Source organism: Pseudomonas sp. ASL7, from assembly GCF_056680375.1.
In genome coordinates, this window is sequence record NZ_CM155279.1 from 3,166,232 (window position 1) to 3,185,590 (window position 19,359).

15 protein-coding genes are annotated in these 19,359 nt (G+C 56.9%); 6 read left to right on the forward strand and 9 right to left on the reverse strand.

Features of this window, described 5'->3' with window-relative positions; translation table 11 throughout:
• Positions 1-15 precede the first annotated feature (15 nt).
• The 3 genes from rdgC (at position 16) to sugE (ending at position 2,480) form a co-directional block, all read left to right on the forward strand.
• Complete coding sequence (gene rdgC, locus AC1MDT_RS14525; RefSeq protein ID WP_017340046.1) at positions 16-936, forward strand: recombination-associated protein RdgC; 921 nt, start codon at positions 16-18, stop codon at positions 934-936.
• A 145-nt stretch (positions 937-1,081) separates the two neighbouring features.
• Positions 1,082-2,047: a bile acid:sodium symporter family protein gene (locus tag AC1MDT_RS14530; protein WP_480417823.1), complete on the forward strand. Its 966-nt coding sequence runs from the start codon at positions 1,082-1,084 to the stop codon at positions 2,045-2,047.
• Positions 2,048-2,165: 118 nt separating this feature from the next.
• A complete protein-coding gene (sugE, locus tag AC1MDT_RS14535) occupies positions 2,166-2,480 on the forward strand; it encodes a quaternary ammonium compound efflux SMR transporter SugE (protein WP_008013928.1) in 315 nt (104 codons plus the stop codon).
• Between the two features lie 97 nt (positions 2,481-2,577).
• On the opposite strand, the gene AC1MDT_RS14540 is transcribed toward sugE, so the two are convergent.
• Together AC1MDT_RS14540 and AC1MDT_RS14545 are read right to left on the reverse strand one after the other, a co-directional pair.
• A complete protein-coding gene (locus AC1MDT_RS14540) occupies positions 2,578-3,339 on the reverse strand; it encodes an iron-containing redox enzyme family protein (protein WP_480417824.1) in 762 nt (253 codons plus the stop codon).
• Positions 3,340-3,417: 78 nt separating this feature from the next.
• Positions 3,418-5,877: an EAL domain-containing protein gene (locus AC1MDT_RS14545; RefSeq protein ID WP_480417825.1), complete on the reverse strand. Its 2,460-nt coding sequence runs from the start codon at positions 5,875-5,877 to the stop codon at positions 3,418-3,420.
• A 298-nt stretch (positions 5,878-6,175) separates the two neighbouring features.
• Between AC1MDT_RS14545 and AC1MDT_RS14550 the strand changes: the two genes are divergently transcribed.
• Positions 6,176-8,530, forward strand: a complete 2,355-nt coding sequence (locus tag AC1MDT_RS14550) for a hypothetical protein (RefSeq protein WP_480417826.1) — start codon at positions 6,176-6,178, stop codon at positions 8,528-8,530.
• Positions 8,430-10,796 (forward strand): hypothetical protein, encoded by a 2,367-nt coding sequence (locus AC1MDT_RS14555; RefSeq protein ID WP_480417827.1) that lies wholly within the window; start codon positions 8,430-8,432, stop codon positions 10,794-10,796. The genes AC1MDT_RS14550 and AC1MDT_RS14555 overlap by 101 nt, the downstream gene beginning before the upstream one ends.
• A 13-nt stretch (positions 10,797-10,809) precedes the next feature.
• Here the strand turns inward: AC1MDT_RS14555 and AC1MDT_RS14560 are convergent, their stop codons facing one another.
• The 5 genes from AC1MDT_RS14560 to AC1MDT_RS14580 form a co-directional block, all read right to left on the reverse strand.
• Entirely contained in the window at positions 10,810-12,627 is a 1,818-nt protein-coding gene (locus AC1MDT_RS14560; RefSeq protein WP_480417828.1) for an ABC transporter ATP-binding protein, read from the reverse strand.
• The gene (locus tag AC1MDT_RS14565) at positions 12,620-13,258 is read right to left on the reverse strand and encodes a DsbA family protein (protein ID WP_480417829.1); all 639 of its coding nucleotides are present in this window, start codon (positions 13,256-13,258) and stop codon (positions 12,620-12,622) included. The genes AC1MDT_RS14560 and AC1MDT_RS14565 overlap by 8 nt, the downstream gene beginning before the upstream one ends.
• Positions 13,259-13,261: 3 nt before the next feature.
• Complete coding sequence (trhO, locus tag AC1MDT_RS14570; RefSeq protein WP_480417831.1) at positions 13,262-14,203, reverse strand: oxygen-dependent tRNA uridine(34) hydroxylase TrhO; 942 nt, start codon at positions 14,201-14,203, stop codon at positions 13,262-13,264.
• Between the two features lie 102 nt (positions 14,204-14,305).
• On the reverse strand, positions 14,306-14,605 hold the full coding sequence (locus AC1MDT_RS14575) for a BolA family protein (protein ID WP_052964137.1): 300 nt from the start codon (positions 14,603-14,605) through the stop codon (positions 14,306-14,308).
• Positions 14,606-14,617: 12 nt separating this feature from the next.
• The gene (locus tag AC1MDT_RS14580) at positions 14,618-15,142 is read right to left on the reverse strand and encodes a DUF2059 domain-containing protein (protein ID WP_480417833.1); all 525 of its coding nucleotides are present in this window, start codon (positions 15,140-15,142) and stop codon (positions 14,618-14,620) included.
• Positions 15,143-15,334: 192 nt separating this feature from the next.
• Between AC1MDT_RS14580 and AC1MDT_RS14585 the strand changes: the two genes are divergently transcribed.
• Positions 15,335-16,729 (forward strand): class II fumarate hydratase, encoded by a 1,395-nt coding sequence (locus AC1MDT_RS14585; protein WP_480422793.1) that lies wholly within the window; start codon positions 15,335-15,337, stop codon positions 16,727-16,729.
• Between the two features lie 114 nt (positions 16,730-16,843).
• On the opposite strand, the gene AC1MDT_RS14590 is transcribed toward AC1MDT_RS14585, so the two are convergent.
• Positions 16,844-17,803: a DMT family transporter gene (locus AC1MDT_RS14590; RefSeq protein WP_480417834.1), complete on the reverse strand. Its 960-nt coding sequence runs from the start codon at positions 17,801-17,803 to the stop codon at positions 16,844-16,846.
• Positions 17,804-18,102: 299 nt separating this feature from the next.
• Positions 18,103-19,287, reverse strand: coding sequence for a thiolase family protein (locus AC1MDT_RS14595; protein ID WP_480417835.1), 1,185 nt, complete (start codon positions 19,285-19,287; stop codon positions 18,103-18,105).
• Positions 19,288-19,359 lie beyond the last annotated feature (72 nt).

Consider the following 19,359-nt stretch of genomic DNA (forward strand, 5'->3'; position numbering starts at 1 on the left):
GGAGAGACTCGCCTCATGTGGTTCAAAAACCTGCTTATCTATCGCCTGACCCAAGATCTGCCTTTTGATGCCGAGGCGTTGGAAACTGCACTGGCCACCAAACTGGCGCGTCCATGTGCAAGCCAGGAGTTGACCACCTACGGTTTCGTCGCGCCGTTCGGCAAAGGCGAAGATGCACCGCTGGTGCACGTCAGCGGCGACTTCCTGCTGATCTCCGCCCGCAAAGAGGAACGCATCTTGCCAGGCAGCGTCGTGCGTGACGCTGTGAAGGAAAAGGTCGAAGAGATCGAAGCCGAACAGATGCGCAAGGTCTATAAAAAGGAACGCGACCAGATCAAGGATGAAATCATTCAGGCCTTTCTGCCGCGCGCTTTTATCCGTCGTTCGTCGACCTTCGCCGCCATCGCGCCGAAACAAGGCCTGATCCTGGTCAACTCGGCAAGTCCGAAACGCGCAGAAGACTTGTTGTCCACCCTGCGTGAAGTGATCGGCACGCTGCCGGTACGACCGCTGACCGTGAAAATGTCCCCGACGGCGACCATGACTGAATGGGTCACTACCCAAAAAGCCGCGGACGACTTCTTTGTACTGGACGAGTGCGAGCTGCGTGATACCCACGAAGATGGCGGCATCGTGCGCTGCAAGCGTCAGGACCTGACCAGCGAAGAAATCCAGCTGCACCTGAGCACCGGCAAAGTGGTCACTCAACTGTCGCTGGCCTGGCAAGACAAACTGTCTTTCGTCCTCGACGACAAGATGGTGGTCAAGCGCCTGAAGTTCGAAGATCTGCTGCAAGACCAGGCAGAACAGGACGGCGGCGAAGAAGCACTCGGCCAACTGGATGCCAGCTTCACCCTGATGATGCTGACCTTCGGCGACTTCCTGCCGGCGCTGGTTGAAGCGTTGGGCGGCGAAGAGACTCCGCAGGGGATCTAAATACCTGTGATATCTACTGTGGGAGCGAGCCTGCTCGCGAAAGCGGAGTGTCAGACGACATAAGTGTTGAATGATAAACCGCTTTCGCGAGCAGGCTCGCTCCCACATTGGTTTTGTGCTGCTACTAAACAATAAGGATCAGGCCATGCGTGCGTTGGCTGCACTAAGTCGCTTTGTCGGAAACACCTTCGCTTACTGGGTGCTGATTTTCGCCATCGTGGCGTTTGTCCAACCGATGTGGTTCATCGGCCTGAAGGGCGCAATCGTGCCGCTGTTGGGGCTGGTGATGTTCGGCATGGGCCTGACTCTCAAACTCGAAGACTTCGCCGAAGTCGCTCGCCATCCTTGGCGTGTGGCTCTGGGCGTGGTTGCCCATTTCGTGATCATGCCCGGCGTGGCGTGGTTGCTCTGCCAGGCTTTTCACCTGCCGCCAGAGATTGCCGTCGGCGTTATCCTGGTCGGCTGCTGCCCAAGTGGCACGTCGTCGAATGTAATGACCTGGCTGGCACGCGGAGATCTCGCCCTTTCGGTGGCGATTGCCGCTGTCACCACCCTCCTCGCGCCATTGTTGACGCCGGCGCTGATCTGGTTGCTGGCATCAGCCTGGTTGCCGGTCTCCTTCATGGAGCTGTTCTGGTCGATCCTGCAAGTGGTGCTGCTGCCGATTGTGCTTGGCGTGGCTGCCCAGCGCTTGCTTGGTGATCGGGTTCGCCACGCAGTTGACGTTCTGCCACTGGTGTCGGTGGTCAGCATCGTGATCATTGTCACCGCCGTAGTTGCCGCCAGCCAGGCAAAAATCGCCGAGTCCGGTCTGTTGATCATGGCCGTGGTGATGCTGCATAACAGCTTTGGCTACCTGCTGGGTTATTTCACAGGGCGCCTGTTCAAGTTACCGCTGGCTCAACGCAAATCCCTGGCGCTGGAAGTCGGCATGCAAAATTCTGGATTGGGCGCCGCGCTGGCCAGTGCGCATTTCTCACCGCTGGCGGCAGTGCCTAGTGCGCTGTTCAGTGTTTGGCACAACATTTCCGGGGCGCTGCTCTCGACGTATTTCCGGCGGATGAGCGAGAAAGAAGATCGGGAGCTGGCGGCCAGACAAGCCACCGATTGATCCGAAACTTGATCCCCGGGTTAATCATCGGCACTCTATTGCGCATCGCGAGGACGACCTCGCGGCTCAATCGAGTCGTTAATCTGGGGACGACCCCGTCAATGGATGGAGGTCTCCCATGTCCTGGATCATTCTGTTTTTCGCTGGCCTGTTCGAAGTGGGCTGGGCCGTCGGCCTGAAATACACCGATGGTTTCAGCCGCCCTCTACCTACGGCATTGACTATTGCCGCCATGGCCATCAGCCTTGGCCTGCTGGGCCTTGCCATGAAAGAGCTGCCGCTGGGTACGGCCTATGCGATCTGGACGGGCGTAGGCGCAGTCGGAACAGTGATCGCCGGGATCATTCTGTTTGGTGAGTCCATGGCACTGTTCAGGCTGGCCAGTGTGGCTTTGATCATTGCCGGGTTGGTTGGATTGAAAGTCAGCGCGTAGCTTGAATGTTTAAGGCTGCAAAAAAGCCCGCGCCCCCGTCAATACAGATCGGAACGCGGGCTTTTTACATGGGGACGTCATTATCCGGATTAACGGATCAGCTTTCGGCCAGCGCCATGCGCTCACGCGCCACCGGTGCCTTCTCCGAATGCTCAATCTGCATGCAGCGTTCCAGGAACAGGTACATGTAGTCGTAACTTTTGCAGATGGCCTGGCGTAACTCGGTTTGCAGGGATTGGCTGGGGTTCATGCCCGCCAGCGTGCAGATGATTTCCAACGCTTCCCACGGATGAGCATCGTCATACTGGGCGTGCATCTTCAACCACTTCATGGCGCGTTTGCGATCTTCTTCGGGAAATGCTGCTGCGTAGACGCCGCTGGAACAGACGAGTGCCGACCACTCCCCCGTCGCACCCTCAATGGCGTAATTGGTGGCGGCAATGGCCACGATCAGCGAATCCGCCGAACTGGTGTGCCAGCACCAATGACTCAACGCGTGAAGCTCAGGAGGAACCTGTTGCGCCTGCAAATCTTCCAGGCTGACACCGTGAGCACGGCTCCAGTGCACCCAGTAATCGGCGTGGTTCAATTCGACGCGAATGTTACGCATCAGCCAGCGACGCGCCATGTCTTCGCCTGGATGGCGAGCAAAACGGGTCTTGGTCAGGTTCTGAGCCATGTATAACGCGAACTGCTCGACCACCGGCCAGCCACCAATAAGGTACTGACGCATGGTCTTGGCGCTGAGTTTGTTATCTCGCATGCGCTGATACAGATCGTGTTCGACAACCCGGCGCTTACTCTCGCTGCAATCCTGGACCAATCGCTGGGCCCAGGCGGGATAACTTGCAGCATCCATGAGGGGTCCGGTTCGGTTGAATGTGTCGATCACTGTCGAGCTCCTTTTGATTGTGATTGTTAGGATCAGCAAGAGATTTCAACGGAACGTGCCTGGCGCCTTGAACAACAAAGGCTGAGGCCTGGCAGGACGACTTTGTAAACTGTCGCAGGTAAACAGATGCGGGCGTTCAATGACATACCCTTGAGCGTAATCCACCCCGATCTCAAGGAGTGCCTGCTCAATCTGCGGTGTTTCAACAAACTCTGCAATCGTACGCTTACCCATGACATGACCGATGTGGTTGATCACCTCGACCATAGCGCGGTTAATCGGGTCGTCCAGCATGTCCTTTACGAAACTCCCGTCAATCTTCAGGAAGTCTACAGGCAAATGTTTCAGATAGGCGAATGAGGACATACCGGCACAAAAGTCGTCTAGCGAAAAGTGGCAACCTAAGCCTTTGAGCTCATTGATAAATCTGATTGCGCTTCCGAGATTGGAGATTGCGCTGGTTTCAGTGATTTCAAAACAAATCATTTCAGGTGGTATGGCGTAAGCATCGAACTGTTCACGCAGGAAGGTCAGAAACGCCTCATCTCCGATGGTAGTGCCTGACAGATTGATCGCACACATGGCCAACGGTCCTTTGCGCTTCTCGGCCATGCATTGGGCGATGATCTTGAAAACGTTCTGCACGACCCAACGATCAATGGAAGTCATCAGGCCATAACGCTCGGCGGCCGGAATAAAACTGTCCGGCAAAATCATGCGCCCGGCCTCATCATGCAGGCGCAGCAGAATTTCAATATGCCCGCCACCTTGCCCGCTATGACCAAGAGGCGCAATTTCCTGCGAGTACAAGCAGAAACGATCGTCTTCCAACGCCATGTGCAAGCGTTGCACCCAGGCCATCTCGCCGAAGCGCAGTGACAGCTCCGAATCGTCAGCATGATAGACCTGAACGCGGTTTCGGCCCTTTTCCTTAGCCATGTAACACGCCATATCGGCCGCACGCAGCGAGGTTTCGAGGGTCGTCGGGGCCTGATTGATATGAACCAGGCCGACGCTTACCGTCGTCACAAATGGCCGGCCTTTCCAGACGAAATGCAGGTTTTGCACGGTCTGGCGCAAGCTCTCGGCGATCTTTTCCGCCGCTTCCGGTGCACAGTTCTCCAGCAGAATGCCGAACTCGTCCCCCCCCAGCCGGGCCAGGGTGTCGCCTTCACGCAGGCCAGACTGCAACAGTGCGCAAATATGCCGCAGCATCTCGTCTCCCGCTGCGTGACCACAGGTATCGTTGACTAACTTGAACTGATCCAGGTCGAGGAACATCAGGGCGTGGCGCCCCGTCTGACGCGTCAGCTGATGCAGGGCCTGTTCCAGGCGATACTCGAACTCGCGGCGGTTGGCGAGGCCGGTCAAGGCATCGTGAGTTGCCTGCCAGGACAAGTTGGCGATGTATTGCCGCTCCTGGGTCATATCGTGCAGTACCAGCACGGTACCGCTGACTTTACCGGCGTTGCGGATCGGCGCCCCGACCAGGGTCACTGAAACCGTACTGCCATCCAGGCGCTGGATCAATTTGGAATGTTCGCTGCCACCACTGAGCTGACCACTCAAAATGTGCTCGATCAATGTAAAGCCATCGGTCTGAGCGTTCTCGTCCAGCAAATTGAACAGCGCCGCCAGTGGCAACCCCGTTGCCTGTTCGGCCTTCCAGTGGGTCAACGCTTCGGCAGCCGGGTTCATGTAGGCGATCGCCCCTTCGACATCCGTGGTAATCACCCCATCGCCAATCGATTGCAAAGTGATCTGGGCCCGGTCTTTCTCCAATTGAAGGGCCTCGGCGAACGCATGGCGCTGCTTGAGCAGTTTGTGAGTACGCAGCAAGGCCAGCGCGATCAGGCCAAGCGCGGTAGCGAGGTTCGTCACCAGCAGCAGGTGCAGAATCACCCGCGAGCCCTCTCCCAATGCATCGCTGAAGGCCTTCGCGGCCGGCGTTACGCCATCATTGATGGCAAATATCTGTTCCTTCCAACGCTTGATGTCGGCATCGGTAGTCTGTGTCGCGGTGATGTGCTGATGCATGTCCTGCGCAACGTCATTGAGTCGCACCAGGTAAGCATCACCGACCGTCCACAGATCAATGGCCTTCTCGAGGTAACTGAAGTGGCGGAAATTGAGGTACAGCCAGATCAAACTGGAGACGTCATCCGGGTGGTTGCCACCCTTGAGGATAGCCAGTCGTGCCGCCTCGATATTCGGTGGATGAAGGTCCAGCGCCAGACGCAATTCGTGGCCACCTTGAGGCACGGCAATGGCGTCCTGATATTTGAGAAAAATCGTTTCGTCGCGACTGTCGGCGTAAAGATTGAGGTAATAGATGGCGTCTTTCTGGCCCTTGGACCATAAGCTTTCACCCGCGACATAACCGCGAACTGCCGAGAGCACGTACAGGCTAACGCCGCCCAGCAGGGCCTGAAATAACACAACGGCGATAAATGGCCAGACGATGCCCAGCAACCGTGGCGTTCCGAGTGTCCGTGTTTGATTCATGAGATCCCTTGTCATAGCACTGCCAGATCATCATCCAACGTGATCGCTATAGCTAGACTAGGGTGCGTTCTTGATCCCGGCAAGCAAGAAGCCCGCTACGGTGAACAAGTCCATGTAAATAGCAGCTTTTTTCAACTCGCTGCTGGCAAACAGAGCGACAAACTGTTCTTCGGAAAAATACCCCCCGTCATATATCTATATACCGCCCCTCCCTTCTTTCTATCGCTTGTAATCGGACCAGCACTCCATCGCACTGGAGCGATGCGCAGATCAACCGACCATCAAGAGAAACTCGTTTATGCAAACGATCAATTCAAGCGAAAAGGGAGGCCTGTTCCCTCCCACAAACCCCACCGATGCTCAGCTACATACAGGCCAGCTGGAAGATTACGAACTCATGCTGACTGCAATGCGTGAGCCGCCAACAACGGTCGATCTACGCAATTTAATCCCGATAGGGCCTTTTTCACCGCTCCATAGGGTGAGCGAGGAAGGGCTCAACGCGTTATGGAAATTGCTGCGTGATCGAGACTACATCGACATGTGCACAAAACTCCAAATAAAGCATGGCGACCTGAGCGTCACCCTCACGGATGGCAACTATGTCTATCAGGCCTGGAATAATTCGGGGACCAGAGTCACGTTGGCATTGACGGAATTCACAAAATGGGAAGTGCTGAAACCCCAGATCGAACAGGCAGCCACTTTACTGGGAGGCCAACTCAACTCTAACCGTTTCATCAGCCTGGGCAAGATGTCCTGGTTTTACGGACTTGCACCATGGACCCCGCGTCACCCGCAGGAACATCCGAACGCAATACTTGCCCTTCAAGAAAAGATCGCCAGTCATCAATTGAAGCTGGAGGACGATTTCGACATTCTCGAGCTGCGGCGACGCCCCACCGATGAAGATCGTGCGGCCTTTCGAGCCAGCCGACGGCACTCGCCCACCCCCTCACAAGTCGACACGCACAAAGTGCATGCAGAAATCGTCCGTGCGGAAATTATTGCAACCGTGAACGAATTTTTGCCTGAAGAAGGTATGTCACCGCTGACTTACCTCGCCAACGACATTTTTGCCGCGGCAACCGTTGAACAAGTCAGAGCAACGCCGACGGTTTATCTGCAAAAAATCCTGCAAAGCGCTGAAGCCAAAAAACTGGAAATAGCCTTGCTGTCTGCGATGGATTGGTATGGAGGGGAGCCAGGCGAAGAAACCTCGCCCTACATCCGCATCAAACTGATCGCCAACGCACTGCAGCTATGGCTGGCCTCGCAAACCGCTGAACATCCGGGCGAGATTGCCGGGTACGCCTGGCAGGCCCGCTCAAACTGGGGGAAGAGCTATCAGGCCATTCGGGCCGAATTCGAAACCCATCTGCGGACTTCAAATCGGGCAACATCGGAAAAAGAGGCCATTGTCATTGCACGTTTGTTTCTGTCGCGTTTTCCACTGGAGTTCCGTGTCAGGGATATTCCGGAACAACTTAGGTACCGAAGCTCCGTGATCTGGGTGAACTTCCTTAACGGCGTAAACATCATCAAAGCAACTGAACCCGAGTTGCTGAACCGGCTGACCTTCCAACAGTTGGTCAACCTGGCGCTCCAGCAGGCCAAAGAGGCGAGCGAAGAGCAAATGACTCACATCGCGCTGGCCAGATTGCTTCCGGCACTGGACTGGGCGGAAACCCTCGGCGTTATTACCTCGAAAAAAAAGGACGACATCGATCGCGCGCTATCCGAACTGGATAAGCACACCAGTGAACTCAATAAGGCCATTATCGGAATCAATGAAACAGCGCCCAAACGACTAACCATTGCTCGAACGGAAATGGAGAAGCTCTTTGGAAAAGATGCCTTGATTTCGGATGGCCGAAAACTGGCAAGAAGCGACCCGGGACCGAGCCATTTTCGTGACACTCCCGTTATAGGGGGATATGACTATTACGCCTTCCTGGAGGTTCTGGCTGCCGGCAAATTCGACGATCAGAAAAAATGGCTGGTGACGGAGCGCGACGGCACTACCATTGGCAAACAATGGATTCGGATAGATGAAAAACGAACAATAAAGACTGAAGGGCCTTGGCCCGTACCTGGGCCTAAATGGGGCGGCATGCAGCCAGTCCTGCCGCCGACCACCAAGCTGCCGGACATAAAAGCCCTCTTCGACAAAGACTTTACGAGCTATCTGGCCAGGATCACAACTGCCTATGCAACGCTGATTAAAAGTCTGCTGGTGACGCTTCCAATTGCCGACCGTGAGGCTTTGGAGTGGGGCGAAGTCAGAATCTACAGCTTGCGATTGCAAACCCATCGCATGAAGGCCTCGGATGAAACACATGAAAAGACCTTACCGCTCAGAGCTCGTAACGGATTGATATTGCAGGCAACTCACAATAAGAAAAGCACCTATTACGAGATGTTGCCAAGGGCTGGACTGATACGCTGTCTCGAGAAGTTTGATCCAAAACTGATCGGACCCTATATCGGCGCTATTGCCACCCATCTCGATGGACAATACGTCGATCGCTTTCAGGACAAGCGTTTGCCCTTTGACTGGGAAGCTCGGTGGCGTGCCGAAAGAAAATGCCCACTGCTATGCAATCATCGATCAGTTGGGCACGCCTTTCGCCGCAGTGCCCAATGCAACTGAATACGCACCCGTGACATTCTCGTCGAGCCGCTTGACGGAAATCAGCGATTACATCGCGACCCAACTATTGTTCGTAGACCCGGTGGCACTTCGTCGTGCCGCCAATGGTCAGACCGTATTCGAGCGTGAAGAAGCTTACGGCGAAAAAGCTCTCGATACCGCAAAATTGTTCGTACCGTTCTGGGGCAGTATTGAAGATGTGATGTCAAACGACAAAGACCGTCGTGCCTTGGGTGCGTTCGGATTGTTTTTCGACGTGCTTTCATTCGGACTGCCCATTGGCAAATTTGCCGTGGGCTCGCTAAGACTGGTCATTAACGCTGGCCAATTGAGCATGCGCACCGCCCTTCCGTCCTTTACCTTGCTGACAAAGAAATTGGTGACTTCATTATTGAAGGCATTGAACCCGATCGACGGCATCCCCCAACTGCTCAAAGCGTTAGCAACCGGCCTGTGGAAATTAGCCAAGTTCGCCTTTCATCAATTCATGGAGCTGGCCGGAAAACTCCGTTACTACAATTACGTACGCAGCCTGTCTCGGTTGAACAATGCGGGTCGCTGGCTGCCTCAGACAGTCGGCGATCAGTTAGCCCGAGTTAAAGGTATTGACGATGTACTGGTGCGCAACCTGGCAACCTCTGGAAAATCTGACTTTCGCCTGATCGATCCGTTATCGACTAAACCCTACGGGCCGACACTGCCGACCAAGTCCGGCGAACTTTTGCCGGGACGATCCGGCTACCGCCCCCTGGCAAAGACCGACAACCACGTCACTGTCGAGCTTTCTGATAAAACCCTCGTGCGCGAGGTACTTGAAGCGGATGGGCGAACCACGCTGTTTCTCGACGATGTACCGTACCGGCTCGATGGCGACACATTGCGTCGCGCCGACCTGATCGATATCGATGACACTTTCAAAGCGATTCCCTGCCGAGTGCGTCGCGCACCCGGCCCCGAGTGTAAAACAAACTATGTCACTCGCAACCTGGCCCCCACCCCTGACATCGGTCACTTCGATGAAACCAAAGGCTGGGCCCCTTGGTTCGGAGACGTCATTTACGCCCCCGCTACTGGCAGAACACCGATGCAAACCGCTTCGCTCGCCACACATTCATCCCTCCATGCGACGCTGGAGTTTCAGAAAGGAATATATGGTCGGCTCATGGTCAGCGTACCCGAAGCAGGGCAAGAACTTGTCGATAACATACGCGTAGGCGCCATCCTCGCCGAATCAATGGATGGATCAAAACACTACGTGTTCACGCGCCTGAATGCGGGAGACTTTTTTGTTGCCGAGCGCGTAAAAGGGCAAAGCGTGTACGACTCGTTGACGCTCAAGAAAGCCAACACCCTTCCTGAGGAAATAAGACGCGAGTTAGAGAAGGTATACATCGGTTCCCTGAATGCCAACAACATGGCCAGGATTTATGGTGTCAATCGCGTTGAGCGAGCGCTGAAGGCCATGGATGACATCGCGGTGCCGATCGGTGGCCATGCCAATCCCCCCGAGACCCTGAAACATATCAAGGTGGATACCAGCCCCGGGGAGGCGGTTTTGTTTGATCACTCGACAAGGATGATTGTCAGATATTCCACCGATGGCGCTGCGACTTGGTCGTTGTCCAAGGCTGCCCCGGACAGTGTGCGCGAAACGACCGCAGAGGTCCTCAATACGTTGTTTCGCAAAACGGTCGTAACCGTGGAGTCATCGGTTCAGGGCGGGGCCAAGGCTTTAAAAATCAACAACGCGATGCAGGAGCTGGAAACACTCATAAGCCGGGCAAGGGGAAGATCGTCAGACAACCTTAGAAACATCGCGTTCGCCGAGATCAGGACGAAGAAAGGGGTGCGTGAAGTGTATGTCAGCGTTTCCGGCAGCCAGAACAACACGGATTTCCTGCCATTGTTCTCCACCAGCAGAAAAACGGACGAGGTGAAGGTCGGCAGTACGAGTTACTTCAATGTTGATCACGGCGCCAACTTTCAGCGTGCGTCACTCAGTGTCTCCCACTCCGGCAAGCTACGGGCAATCCCCCACACTATCGACAACATCGAAACCTATACACCTGTGCTCACTTCGCGCCCCACTTCACTGGACACCGAGAGCAAGCTCATCAGCGTGATACGCGGCAAATACCCGGATCCAAAAGAGCTTGATTCCATCACCATCGGTACCACGATGGCGCCTTGCGACTCATGTTCGGTTGTCATGAAGCAGTTTGGTTATGACGGTGACGCTGATGCGCTGAACGTCATCTGGAAGTAACGGCACATTTTGATCAGTGCTGCTGCAAATGCCCATAAAGCTTGGCGTACAAACCACCATCAGCAATCAACTGCTGATGGTCACCATCTTCGGCAATTTGCCCGCCATCGAACACCAGCACCCGGTCGGCTTGTTTCACCGCTGACAACCGGTGCGCAATGATCAGCGTGGTGCGGTTGCTCAAGAACCGCGCCAACGCCTGGTGCAGGTTGTATTCGGTGGCGGCATCCAGCGCCGAGGTGGCCTCGTCGAGGATCACGACCTTGGGCTCGGCCAGCACCATCCGCGCAATCGCCAGACGCTGGCGCTGCCCGCCGGATAACCGCACGCCGGAACGTCCGACGATGCTGTCCAGGCCGTTGGGCAACTCACGAACCGTGTGGTGCAACTGAGCAATCTCCAACGCTTGCCAGCAGGCCTCGTCACTGCGTTCGCGGCCCATGGTCAGGTTGGCGCGGATGGTGTCGTTGAACAGCGCCGGATGTTGCAGGACCACGGCGACATTTTCCCGCACGGTTTCCAGGCCGATCTCTTGCTGGGTCGAACCGCCGAAACGGATGGTTCCGGCCTGCGGCGTGTACAAGCCCAGCAGCAACTGCACCAGCGTGCTTTTGCCCCCACCGCTGGCGCCGACGATCGCGACCTTTTCACCGGGCGCGATCGACAGGTTCATCTGATTCAACACCAGTTCGTCGCCGTACCCGAAACTCAATCCCTGGACTTCGATGCCAACGGTTTCGCGACCATTGAACGGGTCGATACCGCCCGGGTATTCCGGCTCATCGGCCCGAGCCAGCAACTCGTTGATCCGCGATAATGCACCGCCGGCAGCGTAATAGGCGTATTGCAGATTCAGCAGCTGCTCGACCGGACCGATCATGAACCACAGGTAGCTGAACACTGCCAGCATCTGGCCGATGGACAGGTCGGAAAACAACACGGTGAGCATGGCCGCGGCGCGGAAAATATCGATACCAAACTGAAACAACAAGCCGCTGGCACGGTTCGAGGCATCGGTTTTCCACTGCGAGTTCACTGCGTAATCGCGGACTTCACGAGCTCGTTGGCCCAGGCGCCCGAGGAAAAAGCCCTGACGGTTGCCTGCGCGCACTTCCTGGATCGAGTCGAGGGTTTCGGTCAACGCCTGGGTAAAACGCGAGGTGCTGTCGTTCTCAAGTTTCTTCAGGTGTTTGACCCGTTTGCCCAACTGCACCGTGGCGTAGATCACCAGTGGATTGAACAACAAAATCAACAGCGCCAGTTTCCAATGCATCCACATCAGAATGCCGGCGGTACCGACCAGTGTCAGCATGGCAACAAGGAAACGGCTCAGGGTTTCGCCAACGAATTTGTCCAGCGTATCCAGGTCAGTCACCAGGTGCGTGGTGACCGTGCCGCTGCCCAGGCTTTCATACTCACCCAACGAGATGCGCTTGAGTCGTTCGATCAGGCGCACGCGAATGCGGTAGACGATGTCCTTGGCCAGCGCCGCAAACAATCGCGCTTGCACGACGTTGAACAGTAATGCAGCGCAACGCAGGGTCAAGGTCACCAGCAGCATCAAGCCAATGTAGCCTGCCGCCTGCTGCCAACCTTCGGGCAATGCATGGTTCATGATCTTCAGTGCGGCGTCGCCGTGCCCCAGTAGCACTTCGTCCACCAGCAACGGTAGAAGCAAAGGAATGGGGACGCTGCACAGGGTCGCCAGCACGGCCACGCCGTTGGCAATCCATAGGGATTTCTTGTGATGAAGTGCCAGCCGACGGATTTCCGCCCAGCTCAGACGGTCGACACGCTTGGGAGCTGGCGCGTCATCGGGCTGGTCATGCACAGGCAGCGCGCTCCAGCCAACGGCCGAGCAGCGGTGACAGTACGCTTAGAGGCTGATAGCCATTGGTCAACAACGCCAATTGACCATCACGTTCAGCCAACAAGGTCGGAAAACCGGCAATGCCCAGGTCTTGCACCCAGGTGAAATCGGCGGCCGTCGCAGCATGCTGGTCCGCACGGTCGAACGCAGCGGCGAATTCGATGCGTGGCAACCCGGCCTGCTCCGCCAGTTCCACCAGCACACTGGCGTGCGTGACATCGCGTCCTTCGGCGTAAAACGCGTGTTGAATCAACCCGAGCAGTTTCCACGCGCAATCGGGTGCCAGACTGCGCGCAGTCACCAGCGCCCGACAGGCAGGCTCGGTGTCGTAGACAAAACCCTCGGGCAAAGCGCCTTCCAGCTTGAATGGCTGACCGGTGGCCTCGGTGACCGCCTGCCAATGCTCAAGGATATAGCGTCGGGTGGTCGGCTCAATCGCCGCGCCACTGCCCGTGCGCAAACCGCCTACGACCAGATGCACGTCCACACCCGCCGCTTGCGCCTGCTCGACCAGCGCGTTGGCCACCGGCGCAAAGCCCCAGCACCAGGAACACATCGGATCCATCACATAGAGCAAGCGGCGTACAGACATGATTCAAGCCTCCGAAGGTGCTTTCTTGTAGTTGTAGCCGATTGGGTGCGGCATGTTGCGCGCCTTGGCCAGTTCGATCTGCTTTTGTCGGTCGATGGCGCTGCGGCGGGTCTTCTCGCTCAGCTTATCCCAGCAATGCGGGCAACTGATGCCGGCCACGTAATGCTCGGACGCACGGTCGGAGGCGCTAACCGGTGTACGACAGGCATGACATTGATCGTAGTCGCCTTCGCTCAGATCGTGGCGAACGGTGACCCGGTTATCGAACACAAAGCAGTCGCCCTGCCATTTGGTTTCTTCCAGCGGCACCTCTTCGAGGTACTTCAGGATCCCGCCCTTGAGGTGGTAGACCTCGTCAAACCCCTGGCTGAGCATGTAGCTGGAGGCTTTTTCACAGCGAATGCCGCCGGTGCAGAACATCGCGACTTTCTTGTGCACAGCCGGGTCGAAGTGTTCTTTGATGTAGTCGGGGAATTCGCGAAAACTGGTGGTCTTCGGGTCGATGGCGCCTTCAAAGGTACCGATCGAGACCTCGTAGTCGTTGCGGGTGTCGATCAACAACACTTCCGGATCGCTGATCAGTGCGTTCCAGTTCTGCGGGTCAACGTAAGTGCCGACCTTTTTGTTCGGGTCCACGCCGTCGACGCCCAAGGTGACGATTTCTTTCTTGAGTTTGACTTTGGTGCGATAGAACGGCTGATCGTCGCAGTACGATTCTTTGTGGTCGATGTCGTCCATGCGCGGATCGTTCTTGAGCCAGGCCATCAGCCCGTCGATGCCTTCGCGGCTACCGGACACAGTGCCGTTGATGCCTTCTTCGGCGATCAGCAGCGTGCCTTTGATGCCGTTGTCGACCATTGCTTGCAGCAGTGGCTCGCGCAGGTCGACGTAATCTTCCAGAGTGACGAACTTATAAAGTGCCGCCACGACAATCTGTTGTGTCATGGGTGATTCTCCAGGTGGCTACCCTCGTAAGGGGTGAACCGGATGCGAAAAAAAACGCGCCGGGTCAGCGGCGCGTTGCGGATTCTAGCAAAAAACGTGGGTTTAATGCTTGCTGCCGCCCGCACAGGTCGGCGAGGCCGGAGCCGCGTCGATCTGTGCCCATTCCTCTGGCGTGTAGGTATGCAGCGCCAACGCATGGAACTCGCCCATCAGCTCGCCGAGCGTGCCGTAGACTTTTTGGTGACGCTTGACGCGATTGAGCCCTTCGAACTGCTGACTGACCACCACAGCCTTGAAGTGGGTTTGCAACCCACGGCTGTGCATGTGGCTTTCATCCAGCACTTGCAGATGCTCGGGCTGCAACAGCCCCAACGTCGATTCGATGCGTTGCTGCATGGTCATACCAAACTCCGCTTAAGGCTTTTTCTTGGCTGGAGCGGCAGCGCCTTTAGGCGCCAGCTCGTTGGTCATGTCATCCAGCAACTTGTTGACCACAGGCACCGCGCTTTCCAGCTTGGCTTGGGTCATCTGGGCCGATTGCTGAGTCATCTGCGGCATTTTTTCCAGGACTTTCTTGCCCAGTGGCGACTGGTAGAACGCAACCAGGTCTTTCAACTCGGACTCGCTGAAATTGGCGGTGTAAAGCTTGACCATATCCGGCTTCAGTTTGTCCCAGCCAATGGCCGCGTTCAGTGCAGCGTTGGCTTTGGCCTGATACGTTTCCAGCAGGGCTTTTTTCGATTCAGGCGCTTTGGTCTGTTCAAAACGCTGAGCGAACATTTGCTGCACTTGCATGTACACCGGAGTGCCCAACTTGTCAGCGTGCGCCAGGGTCAGGAAAGCTTCGGCACTGGCGTTGTGGCTGGCGGTATCGGCAAAAACAGGGCCGCTGGCGCAAACCAGTGCAACCGCGGTACAGATGGCACGAAGACGAGTCATCGAGTTTCCTTTTCTAGCAGGCGAGGTCATACCCCAAGGGCGTCTATTCTGCACCTAAAAAAGTGTGTCACTCAACCCCAAGCCTTGTGGGGCCTGATTTAGAGGGGTTGAACGATCAAATTCCACATGGAAGGAACCACGGCTGCCGATCACGGCCTAAACTGCCCTATCAGACCGACAGGAGTGTGCATGATGAGCCGTATCGAAACCGACAGCCTTGGCCAGGTGGAAGTCCCGGATGAAGCCTACTGGGGCGCTCAGACGCAACGCTCGCTGATTAACTTCGCCATCGGCAACGAGCGCATGCCGCTGGCGGTGCTGCATGCCCTGGCGCTGATCAAGAAAGCTGCGGCACGGGTCAACGACCGCAATGGCGACCTGCCCGCCGACATCGCCCGACTGATTGAACAGGCGGCCGACGAAGTGCTCGACGGCAGCCACGACGACCAATTCCCGCTGGTGGTCTGGCAGACCGGCAGCGGCACCCAGAGCAACATGAACGTTAACGAAGTGATCGCCGGGCGAGCCAATGAACTGGCCGGAAACCCTCGCGGCGGCAAAGCGCCGGTTCACCCGAACGATCATGTCAACCGCTCCCAGAGTTCCAACGACTGCTTCCCAACCGCCATGCACATCGCCACCGTTCAGGCCGTGCAGCACCATTTGTTGCCGGCGATCGGCGAATTGTCCGGCGGATTGGCCGAACTCTCGGCACGGCACATGAAACTGGTCAAGACCGGCCGTACCCACATGATGGACGCCACGCCGATTACGTTCGGCCAGGAGATTTCGGCGTTCATCGCACAACTGGATTACGCCGATCGGGCGATCCGCAGCGCCCTGCCGGCCGTCTGTGAACTGGCCCAAGGCGGCACGGCTGTGGGCACCGGGCTGAATTCGCCGCACGGTTTTGGCGAAGCCATCGCCGCCGAACTGGCCGCGCTCTCAGGCCTGCCGTTCGTCACCGCGCCGAACAAATTCGCCGCCCTCGCCGGCCATGAGCCGTTGACCACGTTGTCCGGCGCGCTGAAAACCCTCGCCGTGACCCTGATGAAAATCGCCAACGACCTGCGCTTGCTGGGTTCCGGCCCGCGAGCCGGTCTCGCTGAAGTAAAACTGCCAGCCAACGAGCCTGGCAGCTCGATTATGCCCGGCAAGGTCAACCCCACCCAATGTGAAGCCTTGTCGATGCTGGCGTGCCAAGTACTGGGCAACGACGTCGCCATCGGCTTCGCGGCAAGTCAGGGGCACTTGCAATTGAACGTGTTCAAACCGGTGATCATCCACAACCTGCTGCAATCGATCCGCCTGCTGGGCGATGGCTGCAGCAACTTCCAGCAGCATTGCATCGCCGGCCTGGAACCGGATGCGGCAAAAATGGCTGAACATCTGGAGCGTGGTTTGATGTTGGTGACCGCGCTGAACCCGCATATCGGCTATGACAAGTCCGCGGAAATTGCCAAGAAGGCGTATGCCGAAGGGCTGACATTGCGTGAAGCGGCGTTGCAGCTGGGGTATCTGACGGATGCCGAGTTTGAGGCGTGGGTGCGTCCGGAGAATATGTTGGAGGCGGGTGCCAAGGGCTGATATCTGCGGTGACTGATAGTCCGCCATCGCGAGCAGGCTCACTCCCACAGGGATTTGAAGTGCGACATGGATCTCTGTGGGAGCGAGCCTGCTCGCGATGAACGATGACGCGGTCTAACTGGCCGCTATTCGAACGCGGCGAGCTCTGAGACCTGCGATAAGCGATGGCCCCAACGCCACCAGTGCCGATCCCAGCACCACCAGCACCGCCCCGCCATACCCCAAACCATTGATCGTCTCGACATGCACATACTCCGGCCACATCCATGCTGCGAACGCCACCGCAACAAAGGTCACCAACGGTGTGATAGCCAAGGTCGCACTCACCCGCGAAGCCTCCCAATGCGCCAGCGCTTCAGCGAACGCGCCATAGGCAATCAAGGTATTCAAGCAGCACGCCAGCAATAGCCAACCTTGCAGCGGGTTCAGTTGCAGCGCTTCCAGCGGGTGCACCCACGGCGTCAGCAACAGCGCGCAAAACAGGTAGATCACCATCATGACCTGCAACGAATTCCACACCGTCAGCAGTTGTTTCTGCCCCAGCGCATAGAACGTCCAGACCGTTGACGCCGACAGCACCAGCAAAACGCCCGCGGTGTAATCCGTCAGGGACGTGAGCAATTCAGTCAGACGCTGATTGAAAAAAAGCCCAAAGCCAATGAGCAGCACCAGCAAGCCAATGCCCTGCCCCACGCTAAACCGCTCCTTGAATACAAACAGACTGGCGATCAGCAGCATGATCGGCCCCATTTGCACCACCAGTTGAGCGGTGCCGGGGCTGAGCAGGTTCAGGCCCATCAGGTACAGCACGTAGTTGCCCACCAGACCGAGCACCGCCATCACCACCAGCCAGCCACCGCGCGGGCCGAGGGCTTTTCGACTGGGCAGACGTTTGGTCGCCGCCAGGTAAATGAACAGGCACCCACCGGAAACCATCAGGCGAAACCAGGTCACTGTCACCGGGTCCATCACCAGCAGCACTTGTTTGAGTTTGATCGGCAGGATTCCCCACAGCAGCGCGGTCAACAGGGCCAGGAACAGACCGTAAACCCAGCGACCCGATGAAATGTGCATGCGAACCCCAAGACCAGAAAACCAGATCCGTCATTCTAGGCGCAGAGTCGTGCGGCACACAGGGACAGTTTGCCGTTGGCCGCGAATGAAACTGTACAGGTCGCAACGTTAAATGGGCACGGCGCGGGAAATTCAGGCGTATATCGAGCGGATGCAGCATGTGAGTGTGAACCGTTAAACCGAGGCGCCTGCATCGCGAGCAAGCTCGCTCCCACAGGGATCTGTTTACACAATAAATCTCCTGTGGGAGCGAGCTTGCTCGCGATAGCGGTTAATCACGCAACACAAATCTTTCGGATTTAATGCACCGCTTCAAACAACCCCGTAGCCCCCATCCCGCCCCCCACGCACATGGTGACGATGCCGTAACGCAGTGAGCGTCGCTGCAACTCACGAACAAGGTGCCCGACCTGACGCGAACCGGTCATGCCGAACGGATGGCCGATGGAGATCGAGCCGCCATTGACGTTGTATTTCCCGTTATCGATCCCCAGTCGGTTACGGCTGTACAGGCACTGGGAGGCGAATGCTTCGTTGAGTTCCCACAGGTCAATGTCGGCAATCTGCAAACCTTTGGCCTTGAGCAGTTTGGGCACTGAAAAAACCGGACCAATACCCATTTCATCCGGTGCACACCCGGCCACGGTAAAACCGCGGAAGAAGGCTTTCGGCTTCAGGCCCAGCGCCAGGGCTTTTTCCAGACTCATGACCAGGGTCATGGAGGCACCGTCGGAGAGTTGCGACGAGTTGCCAGCCGTGACCGAACCGTCTTCGGAAAACACCGGTTTCAAACCCGCCAGACTGTCCAGTGTCGTGTCCGGGCGATTGCAGTCATCGCGATCGACGATGCCGTCGAGGATTTTCACCTCTCCGGTCGCCTTGTCTTCAACCCGATACTTCACCGCCATCGGCACGATTTCATCGTCGAACAACCCGGCGGCTTGAGCCTGGGCGGTGCGTTGCTGGCTTTGCAGGGCGTACAGGTCTTGCTCTTCACGGCTGACGTTGTAACGACGAGCGACGATTTCGGCCGTCTGGCCCATTGGGAAGTAGATGCCCGGCACCTGCTCTTTGAGCAGCGGGTTGATCAGGTTATCGGTGTTGACGCTTTTCATCGTGAGGCTGATGGACTCGACGCCACCGGCGACGATGATGTCGCTGCACCCCGAAGCGATCTGGTTGGCAGCAATGGCGATCGCCTGCAAGCCCGACGAGCAGAAACGGTTCAGGGTCATGCCGGCAGTACCGATACCCAAACGCGACAACACCGCGACGTTGCGACCGATGTTGTAACCCTGGGCGCCTTCGTTGGAGCCGGCGCCGATTATGCAGTCTTCGACACTGGCCGGGTCAATGCCCGTGCGCCTCAACAAGGCATCGACACAATGTGCCGCCATGTCGTCAGGACGAGTTTGGTTGAACTTGCCGCGAAAGGACTTGGCCAGGCCGGTCCGCACACTGTCGACGATCACCACTTCACGCATGGCATACCTCATTGTTGTTGTCGGTTGAGAGTGGACCGAGCATAAGTCCACCCCATTACCCACAGCGACAAT

What these genes read in the sequence shown, in the direction of transcription:
- rdgC (WP_017340046.1), top strand. Translation starts at nt 16, where the DNA reads ATGTGGTTCAAAAACCTGCTTATCTATCGCCTGACCCAAGATCTGCCT.
- AC1MDT_RS14530 (WP_480417823.1), top strand. Translation starts at nt 1,082, where the DNA reads ATGCGTGCGTTGGCTGCACTAAGTCGCTTTGTCGGAAACACCTTCGCT.
- sugE (WP_008013928.1), top strand. Translation starts at nt 2,166, where the DNA reads ATGTCCTGGATCATTCTGTTTTTCGCTGGCCTGTTCGAAGTGGGCTGG.
- AC1MDT_RS14540 (WP_480417824.1), bottom strand. Translation starts at nt 3,339, where the DNA reads ATGGATGCTGCAAGTTATCCCGCCTGGGCCCAGCGATTGGTCCAGGAT.
- AC1MDT_RS14545 (WP_480417825.1), bottom strand. Translation starts at nt 5,877, where the DNA reads ATGAATCAAACACGGACACTCGGAACGCCACGGTTGCTGGGCATCGTC.
- AC1MDT_RS14550 (WP_480417826.1), top strand. Translation starts at nt 6,176, where the DNA reads ATGCAAACGATCAATTCAAGCGAAAAGGGAGGCCTGTTCCCTCCCACA.
- AC1MDT_RS14565 (WP_480417829.1), bottom strand. Translation starts at nt 13,258, where the DNA reads ATGTCTGTACGCCGCTTGCTCTATGTGATGGATCCGATGTGTTCCTGG.
- trhO (WP_480417831.1), bottom strand. Translation starts at nt 14,203, where the DNA reads ATGACACAACAGATTGTCGTGGCGGCACTTTATAAGTTCGTCACTCTG.
- AC1MDT_RS14575 (WP_052964137.1), bottom strand. Translation starts at nt 14,605, where the DNA reads ATGACCATGCAGCAACGCATCGAATCGACGTTGGGGCTGTTGCAGCCC.
- AC1MDT_RS14580 (WP_480417833.1), bottom strand. Translation starts at nt 15,142, where the DNA reads ATGACTCGTCTTCGTGCCATCTGTACCGCGGTTGCACTGGTTTGCGCC.
- AC1MDT_RS14585 (WP_480422793.1), top strand. Translation starts at nt 15,335, where the DNA reads ATGAGCCGTATCGAAACCGACAGCCTTGGCCAGGTGGAAGTCCCGGAT.
- AC1MDT_RS14590 (WP_480417834.1), bottom strand. Translation starts at nt 17,803, where the DNA reads ATGCACATTTCATCGGGTCGCTGGGTTTACGGTCTGTTCCTGGCCCTG.
- AC1MDT_RS14595 (WP_480417835.1), bottom strand. Translation starts at nt 19,287, where the DNA reads ATGCGTGAAGTGGTGATCGTCGACAGTGTGCGGACCGGCCTGGCCAAG.